The sequence below is a fragment of the Pseudocnuella soli genome (genome assembly GCF_004347775.1).
GTDB classification, from domain to species: Bacteria; Bacteroidota; Bacteroidia; order Chitinophagales; family Chitinophagaceae; genus Flavisolibacter; species Flavisolibacter aquaticus.
This window is the reverse complement of record NZ_CP037755.1, coordinates 2,533,600-2,551,695: the sequence shown is the minus strand read 5'-3', so window position 1 is coordinate 2,551,695 and position 18,096 is coordinate 2,533,600. Positions and strand designations below refer to the sequence as shown.

At 50.2% G+C, this 18,096-nt stretch carries 10 protein-coding genes; 2 read left to right on the top strand and 8 right to left on the bottom strand.

Annotated features, from left to right (window positions below):
* Positions 1–15 precede the first annotated feature (15 nt).
* The 8 genes from EPD17_RS10445 to EPD17_RS10410 form a co-directional block, all read right to left on the bottom strand.
* Entirely contained in the window at positions 16–1,974 is a 1,959-nt protein-coding gene (locus EPD17_RS10445) for a sialate O-acetylesterase (RefSeq protein ID WP_132053996.1), read from the bottom strand.
* A 13-nt stretch (positions 1,975–1,987) separates the two neighbouring features.
* Positions 1,988–3,022: a glycoside hydrolase family 43 protein gene (locus tag EPD17_RS10440; RefSeq protein ID WP_132053994.1), complete on the bottom strand. Its 1,035-nt coding sequence runs from the start codon at positions 3,020–3,022 to the stop codon at positions 1,988–1,990.
* Between the two features lie 32 nt (positions 3,023–3,054).
* Entirely contained in the window at positions 3,055–4,488 is a 1,434-nt protein-coding gene (locus EPD17_RS10435; RefSeq protein ID WP_132053992.1) for an MFS transporter, read from the bottom strand.
* Between the two features lie 30 nt (positions 4,489–4,518).
* Positions 4,519–5,670: an endo-1,4-beta-xylanase gene (locus EPD17_RS10430; RefSeq protein WP_132053990.1), complete on the bottom strand. Its 1,152-nt coding sequence runs from the start codon at positions 5,668–5,670 to the stop codon at positions 4,519–4,521.
* A gap of 9 nt (positions 5,671–5,679) precedes the next feature.
* Positions 5,680–8,256 (bottom strand): glycosyl hydrolase 115 family protein, encoded by a 2,577-nt coding sequence (locus EPD17_RS10425; protein WP_132053988.1) that lies wholly within the window; start codon positions 8,254–8,256, stop codon positions 5,680–5,682.
* Positions 8,257–8,312: 56 nt separating this feature from the next.
* A complete protein-coding gene (locus EPD17_RS10420) occupies positions 8,313–9,062 on the bottom strand; it encodes an SDR family NAD(P)-dependent oxidoreductase (RefSeq protein ID WP_132053986.1) in 750 nt (249 codons plus the stop codon).
* 186 nt (positions 9,063–9,248) lie between these two features.
* A complete protein-coding gene (locus EPD17_RS10415) occupies positions 9,249–11,393 on the bottom strand; it encodes an alpha-glucuronidase family glycosyl hydrolase (RefSeq protein WP_132053984.1) in 2,145 nt (714 codons plus the stop codon).
* Positions 11,394–11,464: 71 nt separating this feature from the next.
* The gene (locus tag EPD17_RS10410; protein ID WP_132053982.1) at positions 11,465–12,511 is read right to left on the bottom strand and encodes a LacI family DNA-binding transcriptional regulator; all 1,047 of its coding nucleotides are present in this window, start codon (positions 12,509–12,511) and stop codon (positions 11,465–11,467) included.
* A 470-nt stretch (positions 12,512–12,981) separates the two neighbouring features.
* On the opposite strand from EPD17_RS10410, the gene EPD17_RS10405 reads away from it, so the two are divergent.
* Together EPD17_RS10405 and EPD17_RS10400 are read left to right on the top strand one after the other, a co-directional pair.
* The gene (locus EPD17_RS10405) at positions 12,982–16,062 is read left to right on the top strand and encodes a SusC/RagA family TonB-linked outer membrane protein (protein ID WP_204743128.1); all 3,081 of its coding nucleotides are present in this window, start codon (positions 12,982–12,984) and stop codon (positions 16,060–16,062) included.
* Between the two features lie 11 nt (positions 16,063–16,073).
* A complete protein-coding gene (locus EPD17_RS10400; RefSeq protein ID WP_132053980.1) occupies positions 16,074–18,050 on the top strand; it encodes a RagB/SusD family nutrient uptake outer membrane protein in 1,977 nt (658 codons plus the stop codon).
* Positions 18,051–18,096 lie beyond the last annotated feature (46 nt).

Below are 18,096 nucleotides of genomic sequence, written 5' to 3'. Positions count from 1 at the left end.
TTTATTCAAACGTGTTTAATGAGTAGCAGGCGCATTACCAGCACCTTCCTTATCGGTGCGAAACGGCGCTGCCGGCAGGCCTTCCTTGTTGTATAGGTTAGCCAGGTGCGGATTGTCGGCCCAGGCATAACGCACATACTGCGGCTGCGGCACTTTGCTGTTCCACAACACTACGCTGTTGCCTTCGATGCGGGCATCTGCCCACACAAATTTCTTGTCCCTTCCGGCAATGGCAAATCCTCCCGGTGCACCGCCATCTTTTGTAACCAACCCGCTACCGGTATGGTCGAAACGAATCACCAATGAATCGCCGCGGTTATCGGCCGCGGCAAAACGCGGTCCCGAATATACCAATGATTCGCCGTACACAAGGTTGCGTGCAACCAATGCGGCCCTGTTGCCGATGGTTCCTTTGCCTCCGGGATGTATATCGTTCCATGCACCAAGGTCGATGGTAACCACCAGGCCTGTGTTGGGCAGTTTTGCAGTGGCTTCCTGCGCTTCCCGCATTTGTGCCCAACCGCTTTCTGCGGGCAGGTAATCGTATTCCATAAAATTGGGCAGTTGCACCAGCACAAACGGCAGATCGGCACGGCGCCATTTGCTGCGCCAGTCGGCCACAAAAGCAGGCATCAACTGCGCATACTCGGCAGGGTTACCCGCATTGCTTTCGCCCTGATACCAGAGCACACCTTTGATGGCATATGGTGTAAGCGGCGCTACCATTGCATTGTACAAGGCAGTGGGCGAATTTTGTATGGAAATGCCAGGCACCGAACGGAATTGCGTAAACACCTCTCCTACTTTATACTGCCAGTAGCCGGTCAAATCCAATTCCTGTCCACCAACCGAAAGGGAATAAGGTTTGTCGGGAACAAAGCCACCTTTGCCACTCGAGTTGGTGATGCGCACCGTAATTACATTTTTACCTGGCTTCAATAGATCGGCCGGAACGGTGTAACGGCGCTGCGGATATTGGTACCCGGTTTGCCCCACCAATTTTCCGTTGATGTATGCTGCATCGGCATCAACAATGCGGCCGAGGTACAACATACCTGCAGTGCCGGTCATTGATTGCGGCACTTCTATTTCTTTGCGGTACCACACCACGCCATCCAGGTTGCGCAGGCCTGCATCTTCCCAAAACCCGGGCAGATGAATGCGCTGCCAGCCCTTCGGCTGATACGCTGGTTCAAACCATTTTGGCGATGCGAGCATGCCTTTGTCCTGCCGGCCACGTTGTTGCAGTGGAGCATTGGCGACATCGGCCTGGCGGTTGCGGCCGTTTACATATGCTGTGTCTTTGTTTTGCTGCACCAAAGCGGCCCATTTAGGCAACGCCTTCAGGCCTTCCTCGCTGGTCCATGCCTCCACCGGCGTACCGCCCACCGAGGCGTTGATGATGCCGATAGGTACTTTGTGTTGCTCCCATATGTTTTTAGCAAAAAAATACGCGACGACTGAAAACTGGCCGATGTTTTCGCGGCCTGCCCATTTCCAATTACCGGCCGGAAGGTCGTCTTCCGGGCCGGTTAGCACAGAGCGGTTGGGCACCCAAAATTGCCGGATCTGCGGATTGTTGGCGCCGGCATATTCAGCTGGATATTCGCCTTTGTGCAGCTCCATTTGGTGCACCATGTTCGACTGGCCCGCACACAGCCAAACATCGCCGATGAGGATATCTTTTAGGGTGATGCGGTTAGTGCCGGAAATCGTCATGTTGTGCGGACCGCCGGCTTTCTGCGGCGGCAGCACCACCTGCCATTTTTTGTCGTGGCCTGTAACGGCGCGGTATGTTTTGTTGCCAAATTTTACCTGCACCTTTTCGCCCGGCGATGCCCAGCCCCATATCTTCAGGGGCTGCGACCGCTGCAGCACCATGCTGTCGCGTACCAGGCGTGGTAATTTTACCTGCGCAACAGATGTAAGGGCACACAATAACAAGCCGGATAAAGCAACCGCTTTGATGCGCATTACCGTTTATTTTTTACCTGTAAGGATTGATTGTTTCGATGGTGCCGTCTTCGTTGTGCACCAGCTCTGTTACTTTCACCGAACGCAGGTGTGTAACGCCTTTCGACAAACTTGAATCGTGGTAAAACAGGTACCATTTGCCTTCATATTCCGCAATGGAATGATGGCTGGTCCAGCCTACAACGGGGTTTAGCACATTGCCTTTATGCGTGAACGGACCGTATGGATTATCGCCAACTGCGTAAGCAATAAAATGCGTATCGCCAGTGGAATAAGTAAAGTAATATTTACCGTTGTACTTGTGCACCCACGATGCTTCAAAAAAGCGGCGATCCGCATCGCCTTGCAGCAGCGGGTTGCCTGCTTCATCTACGATCAATACGTCTTTTGGTGCTTCGGCAAATTGCAGCAGATCATCTGTCAGCCGTGCCACTTTTCCGCACAATGCAGGTTCATTGTCGGCAGGCAAAAATGCAAATGGACTTTCCGCTTGTTCGGCATTGAAGCTACCCTTTCGCCAGCGTTGCAACTGGCCGCCCCAAATACCGCCAAAGTACATGTAGTAGCTGCCGTCATCATCTTTAAATACAGCCGGATCAATAGAAAAACTTTTTTCAATAGGGTTTGCCTGCGGCGTAAATGGACCTGTTGGCGAAGGGCTGGTAGCTACACCAATCCGGAAAATGCCGTCGTAATCTTTTGCCGGGAAAAACAGGTAATAGGTGCCGTCTTTCTCATGTGCATCCGGCGCCCACATCTGGCGTTCAGCCCAGGGCACATCCGACACATGCAACGCCACACCATGGTCGGTGGCTTCGCCATCGGGCCGGTCCATCGAAAGCACATGGTAATCTTCCATGGCAAAATGGCTGCCCAGATCATCGAACGCTTCACCGGCATCAATGTCGTGTGAAGGATAAATGTAAATTTTCCCATCGAACACATGCGCCGACGGATCGGCAGTGTAAATATGTTGTACCAGCGGCTGCGAAATAGCCTTTTTATTCAGTTCTTCAAAGTCGATATGGTCAATGCTATCTTCTGGCATAAAAGATTTTTTTAAGAATGAAAAAATGAAGATTAAGCAGCGCGGCGTTCTGCCAGGTCGCGTTCAATCTGCAGTTCTTTTTGCTTGTTTATTTCATAAAAGGCCAGGAGGCCCACCGCTACAAAAAACGGAATGGATGGAAACACGGAGATCAGCATTTTGGTGCCATGTATCGCGGAGTCAGATTGTCCCACGGTGGAGTCGGCAACATAGTTGTAAGCACCCAAGATCCACGACACCAGCGAGCTACCGATGCTCAGGCCAGCCTTTAATCCCACCATCATGGCCGAGAAAATAATGGCCGTTGCACGGCGGTTGTTTTTCCATTCGCTAAAGTCGGCAACGTCGGCAATCATCGTCCACAAAATAGGGGTACTGATGCCGTAGAAAAACCCGTGCAGCACCTGCGTTCCAAAAATGAGTCCGATGGATTTTGGCGGAAAGAAATAAAAGAACACGAGGAATAAAGTTGAGATAAACAGCGACGCCATGAAGGTGTTGCGCTTTCCGTATTTGTTGGCAAACCATTGCGAGATCATGATGCCCACAAGACCTACCAATATACCGCCACCGTTAAACACACCCAATCCCAACGAAGTATCATTTTCAAACTCGGGCAGGAAAGCTTTGAACGGTTGTAAAAATGCACCGAGTTCGGCTTTGTCTACATAGTTTTCAAAATAGTACACATAAGACCCACCCTTCATTGCCAGCGTGATGAACACCAGTGTAGTTACCACCAACATGATCACCCAAGGCTTGTTGCGAAACAGGTCGGACAAGTCTTCCTTCAAACTTGATTTCTGCTCCGGCTTTGGAACGATCCGCTCCCTTGTTGTCAGGAAGCAGATGATCAACATGATGGTGCCGATGATGGACAACACCGTCATTACTTTAGAGATACCAATCGCTTTTGCTTCAATGCTGGTACCGCCGCCTGCTTTGATGATGAAGTTGTACATGAACACCTGCACAAAAAACTGTGCAAACATCACGGCAACAAAACGGTAAGCACCAATGCTGTTGCGTTCTTTCATATCGCCGGTGATCACACCGCTCAATGCAGAATAAGGCAGGTTGTTTGCGGCATACAACAGGAGCAGCAATGCATACGTAACAATGGCATACATCACTTTGCCGGCGTATGAGAAATCAGGCGTACGAAATGCCAGCAGCGATACTATGCCGAGTGGCACAGCAGTCCACAAAATCCACGGCCTGAACTTACCCCACCGCGACCTGGTCCTATCGGCAATAGCACCCATGATCGGGTTGAATGCAAAAGCCGCTACCAAGCCTACTACCAGCGTCAATAGCGATGCATTTTCGGGCTTTAAACCATAGATGTTGAGGTAGTAATAAGCGATCCAGGTAACCAGTGTTTGAAACACCAGGTTGGCCGCCAGATCACCGAGGCTATAACCTACTTTCTCAAGGACGGATAGTTTTTGTGAACTACTGTTCATCACTGTTTTGTTTTGTTAGTATTGGTTAAATTAAAATGCTTTCTGACCGGCAGCGGTTGCACCGGTTTTGGTAGCAATAACACTGTAAAATGCGGGCTTGGGTTTGAAGTTGCGATCGAACAGCAGCGGGTAGTTGGTACGTCCGCGGATGGGCCAGTCGTTCAGCCAAGATTGGCCGTCGTTTACACCCCAGAAAGTTACGCGTTCAATCTTATCCTGGTATTTCAGGAACAGGCGGAACAGGTCTTCATATCCCTTGGTCAAATTTGCCTGCATTGAATCGGGTAATCCAGCTGCATACGGATTCATACGTTCGCTGTTGGCCGCAGTGCGGTTTACATCGGCAATGTTGCCATCCCAAGGGTTAGGCAGCACACCCAGATCCAGTTCGGTAAACGCCACCTGGATGCCCAGTGCCGAAAATTCCTGTATGCTTTCTTCAATGTTTTTCAACGGCACATCGTAAGCACGCCAGTGGCCCTGGATGCCAACGCCATCGATGCGTACGCCTGCTGCCTGGATCTTTTTGATCAGGCGAATGGCACCTGCACGTTTCTTCGGTTCTTCGATGTTATAGTCGTTGTAATAGAGCTTTGAATTGGGCGAAGCTTTTTGTGCGAGGCGGAATGCTTCTACCACAAAATCTTCACCGAGTGTGTTGAGGAAAACCGATTTACGCATGGTGCCGTCTTCTTCCAGCGCTTCGTTTACCACATCCCACGAATATACTTTACCATCGTAGCGGCCGGCAATGGTGTTGATATGTTCGGTCATAAACATCCGAACCGAATCGGCGCTTTTCATGCGGCGCATAAATGGCGGCAACTGGCTGTGCCAGATCAGTGTATGCGCATTGATCTGGATGTTATTTTTTTTACCGTATTCAACCAGTTTATCGGCCAGGTCAAAATTGTAGCGGCCCCATTCGGGATGCATCACTTCGGCCTTCATGATGTTCTCAGGTGTGATGGCATTGAACTGCTGCGGCACCAATGCGGCTGCACCTGCATCTTTACCTTCGATCTGGTCGGCATTGAGCGCCGTTCCAATGACAAATTCTTTTTTAAATACTTCTTTCAGCGATGGTGTTCCGGCAGTAGTGGTTGCCTGTTTTGAACTGCTGCAACCCGTCGCTAAAATGCCGGCGCAGGCTACAGACAAAAGCATGTATGACTTCTTCATACTATATGGTTATTTATTGTGTACAATCGTTTCCTGAGGTCCCAGATAAGAAGGTTTCAATCCGCCAAAGTCAATCACCAACTTTTGCAATACTACACCCGGCGCAATAGCAGCATAACTAACAGTATGCTTACCCGCGTTTTCAACCTTAAATGTAGCACGTTTGACGATAACATTGTCGCTTACCCACTTGTTCCAGATACCACTGATGCTGTTTTTATCTTCTTTGTTCAACGAAATGACTTGTGGCGTTGCACCATCCACCGATACGGCAAATTCTAATCCTTCTTCCTTGTTGTGGAAATTGAGCGTTGGCGAAAAATAAAGATGTACGGTTACTTCGCCCGAACTGCTGCTGTAAAAATCGTAGGATACCGTAGCGTTGTTAGCGCCATGCTGACCCCATTTGGTTACCGGGAATGTAGTGACGCCCGAACCCGTGCGGCCAATATCAGGAACTACGCCCCACTGCATGCCGTTGGCCCCAACAGCTTTCGTCCAATTGGCGGCCTCTATTGACACCACGCCATTTTGTTCGTAAAACACGGGGCCTTTTACACCAGCAGGCACCAGGTTTTTCGCAGATGTTGTAATGGCATCTGCAGCAACAACAGGAGTGGCGGCGGTGCCGTTGGTTACATATTTTACTTCGGGCATTTTGTTTACTTCGGGCTGTTGCCAGTACGTGTAGCCAATATGTGTTTGGCTCATCATGCCATTCCATTTGCCACCCGAAATGCCTTTATGATAATGCAGCGTGATCAACGAGTCGTTGATGTAATATTCTTTTGCCTTGTCGGCAAATGCGTTGGCTGCCGACTTATTTTGCTCGGCATAAAAACGATTGAGTGCCACGGCATGATACATCTGGTGCAGGTTGGCCATTGCTTTAATGGGGTGCTGCACCAATTGGAAATATGCATCGCGGTAGGCTGCTGGCAATGCCTGCTCCACCGCTTCGCTTTGTTGCAACAGCGTTGTCCATTCGGCCACTACCCTTTCCCACTCGCCATAGTTTTGCAGGCTGTAAGTAGCCGCATCCAGCAACTCAGGTTTGCGGCGGGCACTGATCTGTGCATACTGCCGCAACAGTTTACCAATGGCTGCTGACTGTGTATTGCCAAAATTTTGCGCAGCCCACGATGTATAGTAACTCAATAAATTTTCCTGGTTCCATTTTTCCGGGTTCCATGCATAATCGAGGAAAAACGAAGTGGGCAATTCCATTGGCTTGATGTCGCCCACATTCACGATCCAGATCTGGCGGGCACCGTATTCCCATGCCAGGTGCATTTGCTCCCACACGCGGGAAAGATTGTTTGTGTTGAGCCATTTGTAGTTGCGCGGACCGCCCACATAATCGAAGTGGTAGTAAATACCATAGCCGCCGCTGCGTTTCTTTTCATCAAGCTTTGGCAGCTTGCGCAGGTTGCCCCAGTTATCATCAGCCAACAACAAGGTCACATCATCCGGTACCCGCATGCCCTTGTCATAATAGTCTTGCACTTCTTTATACAACGCCCATAGTTGTGGCGTTTGCGAGGCAGGCTTGCCCGTTACATCAGCAATGATCTTGCGCTGGTCGGCTACAATCCGCTCCAGCAGTGCTGTTGCGGTCTCGCGGCTCATGGGCTCATCGCCGTCGCCACGCATGCCCACGCTGACAATTTTTTCGTTGGTGGCACGCTCCATGCCGCCGCGCCAAAACTCCTGCAGCTTTACCGCGTTGCTATCGTAGTTCCATTTGCCTTGTCCAAAGCGGCGCCACTCATCGTGTGCCCGCATCAGCGGCTCGTGGTGCGATGTACCAATCACCACGCCGTATGCATCGGCCACTTCAATGTTCTTTGGATCATCGTCGTAAAATGCGCTGCCCCACATAGCGGGCCACAGGTAGTTGCCTTTGAGCCGCAACACCAATTCAAAAACCTTTTCGTAAAATTTATGGTTGAAGCCACCAAATTGTTCTTTGCTCCAGGAAGAAAGCGCAGGCGCTTCATCGTTGATAAAAATACCACGGTACTTTACTTTTGGCGCATCGGTAAACGGGCCCCCTTTTACAAAAATTTCAGTACGATTTTTTGCAGGTACATCGGCCCAGTAATACCAGGGCGAAACACCCATTTGCTTCGATAATTCAAACAAGCCATACGCGGCACCACGGCGGTCGGCACCGGCTATTACCAGTGCACTTTCCACACCGGAAAAAGGTTGTTGCACCATTTGTATGTGGTAGCCTTCCCATTTACCTTTTAGCGCTGCCAGGTTGATCTTTTTTTGCTGTACCAGTTGCTGCAGCAAAAGGGATTTATCCAGCGCACCTACCAGTATGATGTTCTTTGCACCTGCGCTTGTTTTGTTGACCAATGCAGGTTGTACGCCACTAACTGCGGCAATGTCTTTTTGCAAAAGTTGCGCAGCCTTTTGCACCAATTCGTGGTCTTGTGCATCCACCAAAATAGTGGCACTGCGCCCCGATGCAACCACCGGAAACACATCTTTGCCCGCTTTATCCGCCAAAAATTCCTGTGCCCCAACAGAGGCGGCACCCACCATAAATATGAACAGCAATACGGTTGTCTTCATGCCTGTTGATTTTTGCAGGAGTTTTGGCTGTATTGACGAAAATTTTGCACTAACGATTAAAACCCGATGGAGTTGCCACCGTCTACAGGCAGCACCACACCTGTGATGTAGCCTGCTGCATCAGATGCCAGGAACAGCGCCGCTTCGCCAATGTCGGACGGTTTGCCCATCACACCCATCGGTGTGCGGCCCATCACTTTTGCTTTGCGTTCAGGATCATTGTTCAGGGCTTTTGCCGACATATCTGTAGCAATAAAACCAGGTGCAATGCAATTGACGCGAATGCCTTTCGGCGAAAGTTCAACCGCCATAGCGCGGGTCATGCCTTCAATAGCCGATTTTGATGCGGTGTATGCAATTACTTTTGGAATGCCGTATTGCGAAGCCATCGAAGATATATTGATGATGGAACCACCGCCTTGCTGCAGCATGAGTTTCACCACTTCGCGGGACAGTGTAAAAACAGCCGACACATTCGTGGTCAATATTGTTTGAAAATCTGTATCGGTTACATCCAGAAATTCTTTTTTCATATTGATGCCGGCATTGTTCACCAAGGCATCAATGGGTCCAAATTGTTCTCCCAAGCTTTTCACTAGCTCCGGGATTGCGGTGAGGTCGCTTAAATCGGCGGAAATCGTTTGGCACAGTTCGCCCATGCCTTCTTTCGCTGCAGCCAGCTTTTGCGCATCGCGACCAACAATAATAGTTTGCCAACCTGCTGCTACAAATTTTTGCGCTATGGCCAACCCTATGCCCGATCCACCACCGGTTACAACAACCGTTTTCGTTGTACTTGTTTTCATAAAACAGAATAGTGTACAGCCGTTTGCTGCACTGAATTATTAATATCTTATTTGTTTGAACCACGGAGCCAGTTGGAGCAGGTAGTAACACGGTTTATATCTTGCGTTACTCTTGTTGGTTAAGGCTCCGTGGTTTTTATAAAAGATCTACTGATAAGTATTGTGTTGCATTTAAATAACTAACGCTTACCCATTGCCCGGTGCGTACGGAAACTTCAGGCTTTTGTAATACTCCAATGTTTTTGCTGGTTGCTCGTACTGTGCAGGAATAGGCATTCCGGAGAATGTCTGGAAATACAGCAGGCAGGCATCGCGCCACCATACTGCTTCCTCTTCCTGCACAGCCAGCAACATCCGCACATGTTCAAATCGTTCGGGGTCTATTTGGTTTTTCATTGTCGTCCATGTCTTTTGCATGTCCCGCACTTCGGCCACACCTTTGTTGTAACGGTAGCACAATTCATCCCACAGCGTACGGCCGGTATTCAATTGTTCTTTCCAACCTACGTGGTGAAACCAAAGCAGCAGGTCGTTGGGAACGGTAGCGCGGTTGCCCCACAGTTGCTGCAGCTCCGGCGCATATTGCTCCAGTGCATTGCTGCCGCTTTTGGTGCGATCAAAACCAATTCCCTGTTTATCGGCTTTATGAAAATAAACCGGGTTCCAATCGGCGCGGGGTGCTTTATCCCACCACGGCGCAGGACCATAATGGTGCCCATAACCCATTATGTGTGCCAGCCCCAACGGCGTCATATAATCCACCATCGTTTGGTGCGACGACATGAGCATGTTGTTGATGGGCCGCACCACGGCAGCGTTGTTCGAAAAAGTTTGACGCGTCCACTCATCGGCAATGGTGGCAGCAGTAAGCTGGTGATCCCATGCCAGGCGGCCAAACAGGTACCAGTTGGATTGACCAAACAAGTGGCCGGTCCAGTTGCGATCGTTACCAATGTTGGTTACACCTGCAATACCCGAAACACGATGATTGTCCAGTGTGCCGTCGATCACTTTGGCAACGGTAGAACCTTTTCCTTTTGCATACGTATCAGCATCGAGTATTTCTTTATACAATGGGCCTTGGTAAACCAAATGCGTTGCCTGACCCAGGTACTCCTGTGTCATCTGGAACTCCATCATCATCGGTGTTTTGGGCATCGCACCAAACAGCGGATGAAAAGGTTCGCGGGGTTGGAAATCGAGTGCTCCATTTTTTACCTGGACCAACACATTGTCGCGGAAGGAACCATCTAATGGCTTGAATTCTGAATACGCTTGTTTGATGCGGTCTTCAGGCGTTTCGTTGCTGTACACAAATGCACGCCACATCACAATACCGCCATGCGGTGCAACGGCGTCGGCCAGTAGGTTGGCACCATCGGCATGGTTGCGGCCGTAGTTCTGCGGGCCGGGTTGGCCTTCGGAGTTGGCTTTTACCAGGTAGCCGCCAAAATCGGGAATGTAGCTGTAAACTTCTTTTGTTTTGTCTTTCCACCATTGCTGCACTTGCGGATCCAGCGGGTCTGCGGTCTTCAAACCACCAATTTCCACCGGCGCACTGAAGCGTGCCGTCAAGTAAACTCGGATGCCATAGGGCCGAAAAACATCGGCCAGCGCTGCTACTTTTTTCAGGTAAGCAGGCGTCAGCACCAATGCGTTCGCATTTACGTTGGTTAATACAGTGCCATTGATACCAATGGAGGCATTTGCCCGTGCATAATCCTTATAGCGCGGATCAATATATCCGGGCAGGCGGTGCCAATCCCACAGGGAAAAACCAGCGTAGCCGCGTTCAACAGTACGATCCAAGTTATCCCAATGGTTTAAAATACGGCGCTGCAGCTTTGGTGCTGAAACAATGGAAAGGTTGTTGATGTTGGCACCTGTTTGCAACAGGCGCAGGTAATGAAACACGCCATATAAAACACCGGCATCTTCATTGGCAGTAATTACAGTTACTTTTTTACCACCGCTGGTTGTTGTTTGAATGACAAAACCTTCGGCACCTAAATTTTGCAAACCTTTCAGCTTCATGGATGCAATTGCCGGGAGTGACTTTGGCGTTCCCACCACTAGCGAATTTGCGGCCATGCCTGCCTGTGAGGCCATCTTTTTTTGCAACAGCCCGTTCAGGCCGTTGGTCAGCTCCTCTTTTGCAGCGGCCAGCACCGGTGATGCAGTTGGGAAATAGACACCGGAAACAGCGCTGCGGTACTGCTGCAAGAGCGTTGCGTTTGCCACTTTATCGTACCGAAGCCATAATCGATAACCGTCCTCGCTGTGGGCCGCCAGGGCAACCAGACAAAAAACTAAGCTGAATAATTTTTTCATTCCTGCAGGAAATTTCGTTTTGAAATAACGGGCTGCTAACTATTACACCCGCTGTATTGCACTTAAACTGTTTACAATTTTTTTTGTGGCTCTTCACCTTTCTTCCGCAACGACGAGCCACGCACCACCAGTGCCGAATGCAACAAAATGGTATTGGTAGCAGCAATACTGCCATCACCGGAAAGATGCTGGATCAGGTTGCGTGCCGCAACGGTGCCCATTTCATAACCCGGATAATCGATGGTGGTGAGGTTGGGTTCTACCACCGTGCTAACAGGATCGTTGTTAAAACCAACTACCGCGATATCTTCAGGTATCCGCACACCTGCAGCCTTCAATGCTACCACGCAGGCAGCCGCACAGTTATCGTTGGTAAAAAAAATACCGTCGGGCAGCGGGTCCATTTGCAATATGGCTGCTGCTGCATTGCGGCCGTCTTCCTGCCGTAGGTTGCCAATCAATACATCGTCCTGGCTAAAAGGCAGACCCGCTTCGGCCAATGCCTGCTTATAACCTTCCAGCCGCTCCACGTACACATTTTGTTTGAGTGGCGCCGTTACATGCACAATGTGCCGGCAACCCTGCTCCAGCATGTGGCGGGTAGCATCGTAGGCTGCTTTCCGGTTGTCGATCTGCACTCGGGTACAACCCTGGTGCTCCATCACGCGGTCGAAAAATATGAGTGGAATTTTCTTTTGTAAAAACGCATCAAAATGCGACAGGTCTTCGGTGTCGAATGCGAGTGATGCCATTAAGCCATCAACCCTACTTTCAAGCAAAGCAGTGGCGTTTGCTTTTTCTTTCTGTGCCTGCTCCGACGACTGGCATATAATAAGGCGGTAACCATAACTGGCTGCAGTGTCTTCCATTCCGGCAATCACGGTGCTGATAAAGTTGCTATCGAGCCGTTGCACGATCACACCCAATGTGTGCGACTGCCGGCTGCGCAGGTTGCGTGCAAAACGATTGGTGCGGTAACCAATTTGTTCGGCCAGATCAAAAATGCGCTTCTTTGTTTTTTTACTGATGGCCGGATGATCCTGCAGTCCGCGGCTGACTGTTGCAGGGGAAATTTTAAGCAGTTCCGCCAGATCATAAATAGTAACCTCTTTTTCCATGTTGATGGCTTGGTGGCAGCCAAAGAATTCAGCGGAGCTGCTGAGTTATATGGCTTTTTGTTGCAATCGGTTGCACTTGTAAATACTGGATAAATATAGACTGAAACGGTGTAAAAAAAAATTTTTTATGCAATCGGTTGCATAATTGAAAAACTGTCCGATATTAGCCGAGGCGGAGGATACTCCATCCCCGTTATTAACGATTGAATATGTCTGTGAAATGCATACTTCCCATTTGCGGCACATGCCTTTTCGCTTTCCTTACCGAACGGAAAAAAAGCATGCTGACCCCGCACCAAAAAATCCCGCTGCCACTTTACTAACAACAATCGCCTTTATAATAATGATACCGGGCTTGCTCTTCTAAACCTGTCCCTCATTTTTTCCTGACCTACCGAATACGTATAACCGAAAAAATTAAATGCCGGTTATTGAACGATGCTCTCTTCACTGTTTTTAAAAAAACGCTTATGAAAAGTATGGCTAAAAAAAGCCTGCAACAGCTATTGATTGCGCTTTGCTTTGTGTTCTGTGCGGGTTTGCAATCCGCGGCACAAAACAGAGTTGTTTCGGGAAAAGTAACCGAACAAGGCGACACTACCGGTTTGGCCGGTGTTTCAGTTACAGCTAAAGGTACTACCACGGGTACGCAAACCGCTGCCGATGGTAGTTTCTCGCTTTCCGTACCCGGTAATGCACAAACCCTTGTGTTTTCCGCAGTGGGCTACGGCACTACCGAGGCCACTATTACGGCCGGACAAATGCTTGTTTCACTGCAGGCAGTTGCGGTGAACATGAACGAAGTGGTAGTGGTAGGTTATGGCACTCAACGCAAAGAGGCGGTTACCGGTTCGGTAGCTACCATCAGCGGCAACGCGGTGCGTGATGTGCCTTCTCCCAACATTACCCAGGCCCTGCAAGGCCGCATGGCTGGTGTCGACATTTCGCAAACCTCCACCCGGCCCGGTGCTACCATGCAGATCCGCATCCGCGGTACCCGCTCCCTCACTGGCAGCAACGATCCGTTGATTGTACTGGATGGTATTCCGTTCATGGGTTCGCTGGCCGACATCAACCCCAACGACATCCGCAGCGTGGATGTGTTGAAAGATGCATCTGCAACAGCGATTTACGGTTCGCGTGGCGCCAACGGCGTTATTTTGGTTACTACCGATAAAGGTGCAAGAGGCCGCAAACCCCGCATTGCTTACAACGCATACCATGGTGTGCAAACTGTTTTTGCACAGTACCCCATGATGGACGGGCCTAAATTTACGGCCCTGCGCAAAGCAGCCGGCCAATATGTAAACGGACAGGATGAAGCCGACAACATCAACACCGACTGGCAGGACCTGTTTTACCGCAATGGTTTTGTAACCGATCACAACATCAGCCTTTCCGGCGCTACGGATGGTGGCAACTACAATTTTGGTGGCGGCTATTATCAAAACCAGGGCGTTATCCCAACGCAGCAATACAAGCGTTATTCGCTGCGCGGATCGCTGGACCAGCAAGTAGGTAAAGCATTTCGTTTTGGCTTTACTACCAACAACAACTACAACCAAAGCGAAGGCAACCAGGTGGGCCTGTACAACACACTGAGCATGACGCCGATCTCCAGCCCATACAACGAGGATGGCAGCCTGCGTCGCGGCATTCGTATGATTGCCGACAACCAGTATGTGTACACCAAAGACGTATTGGAAAACCTGCGCGACAACAGCCAGTGGCTGAACGAAACCCGCGGTTTTGCATCGTACAACTCTATTTATGGCGAGGTGCAGATTCCTTATGTAAAAGGCTTGAAATACCGCGCCAACGTGGGTTTGAACTACACACAATCAAACAATGGTTCGTACACCGGCGCTGGCGTAGGCGATGCCCTCAACCCCAATACACCTTCTGGTGCATCGGTTGATAACCGCTATACTTACCACTGGACTGTTGAAAACCTGCTGACCTACGACCGTGTATTTGCAGGCAAACATTCGGTAAATGCCGTTGCATTGTACTCTGCAGAGCAGCAAAAATTCACCCGGTCGAACATGGCCGCCCGTGACATTCCTGCTGATGCCTTCCAATTCTACAACCTGGGCCAGGCTGCCGGCCAGATCACCATTGATCCAGCGCTGCAACAATACCAGTTGTGGGGTTTGATGTCGATGATGGGTCGTGTGATGTATGCTTATGACAACCGTTACATGATCTCTGCAACCGTTCGTTCAGATGGTTCTTCAAGGTTGGCACCGGGCAACAAATGGCACACTTATCCAGCCCTTTCAGTTGGTTGGAACATTGCCAAAGAACGCTTTATGGAAAACATTACCGCCATCAACAGCCTGAAGCTGCGTGCCGGCTACGGACAAACCTCTAACCAGGCGGTTCCTGTTTATTCCACACTGGGTTTATTGTCTACCCGCCCCTACAACTTTGGACCGACCACTTACAGCACCGGGTATTTTGTATCGCAAATTCCTAACCCAGGTTTGGGATGGGAATACTCGCAGACCTACAACTTTGGTGTTGACTTTTCCCTGCTGAAAAATCGCCTCTCCGGTTCGTTGGAATATTACATCACCAACACCGAAGGCGTACTGCAAAGTGTTAGCCTCCCTTCAACATCGGGTGTAGGAAGCATTGTGCAAAACGTGGGTGAGATCCAAAACAAAGGCGTTGAATTTAGCCTCAATGGCAACGTATTGAATGATGTAAACGGCTGGACCTGGGATGTAGGTTTCAACGTTTACGCCAACCGCAACAAACTGAAAGCCCTTGCATCTGGTGCTACCCGTGACGAAGCCAACTGGTGGTTTGTTGGTAAAAACATCAACGCCATCTACGACTACAAACGCGTAGGCCTGTGGCAGGATAAAGACGAACACCGCGCTATCCTGGAGCCAGGCGGCAACGTGGGCATGATCAAAGTAGAATACACCGGCGAGTACAATCCTGACGGCACACCAAAAAGAGCGATCAGTCCTGCCGACCGCCAGGTGATGAACGTAGATCCTGATTTCCAGGGCGGCTTTAACACCCGCGTTGCTTACAAAGGTTTTGACCTGGGCGTTGTTGGCGTGTTCAGAAGCGGTGGCGTACTGGTAAGCACCATTCACGGACCGAACGGCTACCTGAACCTGCTGAGTGGCCGCAGAAATAACATCGATGTGGACTACTGGACTCCAGAGAACACCGATGCCAAATATCCCAAGCCCGGTGGCATCATCAGCGGCGACAACCCCAAATATGCCAGCACACTGGCTTACTTCGATGGCTCGTTTGCAAAGATCCGCACCATCACACTGGGATACGATTTCAACCGCAGCATCATCCAGAACGACAATATCCGTTTGCGGATGTATTTCACGGCACAAAACCCGTTTGTTTTCTTCTCACCATTCCACAAAGAATCTGGCCTGGATCCTGAAACAAACTCAATGGGTAACGAAAACACGGCAACCAGTGGCTTTGCCATCCCTAACCGTGTATTGACTGTTGGTTTCAACACGCCATCTACCCGCAACTATATTCTTGGTCTTAACCTGTCATTCTAAAAGAACTGAACATGAAACATATTCCAATAAAATCACTATTTGCAGCGGCGCTGTTTATGGCACTTGCACCCGGGTGTAACAAGATCCTGGAAGAAGAGCCCCGCAGCATTTATACACCTGATTTTTTCAAAACCGAAAAAGGCGTATTAGGCGGCATCACTTCGCAATATGCACACCTGCGTTTTATTTACGGGCAGCCTTATTATTACAATTCGCTGGAAACCGGCACCGACGAGTATACCTGGGGCCAACAGGCCGATGGTAACTTTAAGGATGCCGACTTGAGTGGCGTAGGCAACCTGAACGCTGCCAGCAGCCGTTCCGATGCTTTGTGGGGTACCGCTTTTTCCAACATCAATACTGCCAGTGGCATTATTGAAAATGCGGAAGCGGTAAAAACCATTCCTGCATCGCTGATCGCAGAAGCACGTTTCTTCCGCGCATTCGACTACTTTTTGTTAGTGCAAACTTTTGGTGGCGTGCCCCTCGACCTGGGCTCCGGCGAACTGAAGTTCAACACTTCGCCTTCGCGGAAATCGGTGCGCAACACGGTGCCTGAAGTGTACACCAAAGCCATTTTCCCTGACCTGATCACAGCAGTGAATGACCTGCCTGCCGTGCCGCGTGTAACCGGTGGTGTTACTAAAACTGCAGCCCGCCTTTACCTGGCAAAAGCATACCTGACGTACGGTTGGTGGCTGCAAAACCCGAACAACATCCCCACCTACCCTGCTGCGCAACGCGTAGACCCAGCCGGTCAGACTGCAGCCTGGTATTTCCAAAAGGCGTACGATGTAGCTACACAGGCTATTGACGAACCCGGTCCTTTTGGTTTGGAAAACACCTTCTACGACCTGCACGTTGGTGGCAACGACCGCAATAAGGAAATGCTGCTCTACGCCGACCACACACAGGAAAGCGAGTTTTACAACGGCGCCTGCCTGGCTTGCTTTGATAGCGAATCTGGCAACGGACGGAACGGAGCAGCCTGGATGGTAAACTGGAACTATACAGTTATCCGCAGTGCTCCAAATCCCGATGGTACCGGAGCAGCTGTAAGTTCGGTGCAACGTGAAGCTTCACAGGCACTGGGTCGCCCCTACACCCGTATGGCGCCCACTATTGGTGCAATTACCAACACTTTTGCCGACAAAACCCTGGACTCCCGTTACGATGGTACCTTTACCACTGTGTACCGCGGCAACTGGCCTAAAGGCGGCACTACCAACCCAGTGCTGTACAATGCCAACGATCTGCCGGTAAGGCCCGGTGATCCTATCCTGACTTTCTTGCAAGATGAGTCGCAAACGGCTAATATTGTTTATCCTTCCGGTGCAAGTTTCCCTAACAAAACTTCCAACAACGTAGGCGCTGGTGTATTGCCAGGCCGGGCCGATTTTGTGATCAATCCACGTGGCATCAGCCGGATCGTTTTCCCCGCATTGTGGAAGATTGGCGTATACCGCACCGACAATGCAGGTGGGTTGGGACAACCAAATGCTACCAGCACCCGTCCGTTCAAGATCGCCAAGTTTTCGGAGCTGTACTTTATAGCTGCTGAAGCAGCCGTAAAAGGTGCTACTACCGTTTCTGGCAAATCGGCCCGCGAACTGATCAACGTAATCCGTGCACGTGCCGGTAAGTGGAAGTTCTCAAACAAAGACAACGCTGCTTTTGTTGCCGACAACAGCGCAGCGCTGGTTGCCGCTACGCCAGCCAACATCGACATCAACTACATCCTGGCCGAACGTTCCCGTGAATATTTCGGTGAAGGCCATCGTTGGTTCGACCTGGTGCGTACGCAAAAATGGAACGAGCTGGCAGGCACCTACGAAATTGGTGATCCTACCTATGGTGCACACACGCCTAAAGTGTTTACCCGCACCATTCAGCCCTTCCACTACCTACGCCCAATTCCGCAAGGACAGATCGACGGTATGGACTATTCACCGGAAGAAAAAGCAGCATATCAAAACCCAGGCTATTAATAGCAGGATGATAGTGCAGTTTTAATAACCCAATTGCCAACAGGAG

What these genes read in the sequence shown, in the direction of transcription:
- EPD17_RS10445 (WP_132053996.1), bottom strand. Translation starts at nt 1,974, where the DNA reads ATGCGCATCAAAGCGGTTGCTTTATCCGGCTTGTTATTGTGTGCCCTT.
- EPD17_RS10440 (WP_132053994.1), bottom strand. Translation starts at nt 3,022, where the DNA reads ATGCCAGAAGATAGCATTGACCATATCGACTTTGAAGAACTGAATAAA.
- EPD17_RS10435 (WP_132053992.1), bottom strand. Translation starts at nt 4,488, where the DNA reads ATGAACAGTAGTTCACAAAAACTATCCGTCCTTGAGAAAGTAGGTTAT.
- EPD17_RS10430 (WP_132053990.1), bottom strand. Translation starts at nt 5,670, where the DNA reads ATGAAGAAGTCATACATGCTTTTGTCTGTAGCCTGCGCCGGCATTTTA.
- EPD17_RS10425 (WP_132053988.1), bottom strand. Translation starts at nt 8,256, where the DNA reads ATGAAGACAACCGTATTGCTGTTCATATTTATGGTGGGTGCCGCCTCT.
- EPD17_RS10420 (WP_132053986.1), bottom strand. Translation starts at nt 9,062, where the DNA reads ATGAAAACAAGTACAACGAAAACGGTTGTTGTAACCGGTGGTGGATCG.
- EPD17_RS10415 (WP_132053984.1), bottom strand. Translation starts at nt 11,393, where the DNA reads ATGAAAAAATTATTCAGCTTAGTTTTTTGTCTGGTTGCCCTGGCGGCC.
- EPD17_RS10410 (WP_132053982.1), bottom strand. Translation starts at nt 12,511, where the DNA reads ATGGAAAAAGAGGTTACTATTTATGATCTGGCGGAACTGCTTAAAATT.
- EPD17_RS10405 (WP_204743128.1), top strand. Translation starts at nt 12,982, where the DNA reads ATGAAAAGTATGGCTAAAAAAAGCCTGCAACAGCTATTGATTGCGCTT.
- EPD17_RS10400 (WP_132053980.1), top strand. Translation starts at nt 16,074, where the DNA reads ATGAAACATATTCCAATAAAATCACTATTTGCAGCGGCGCTGTTTATG.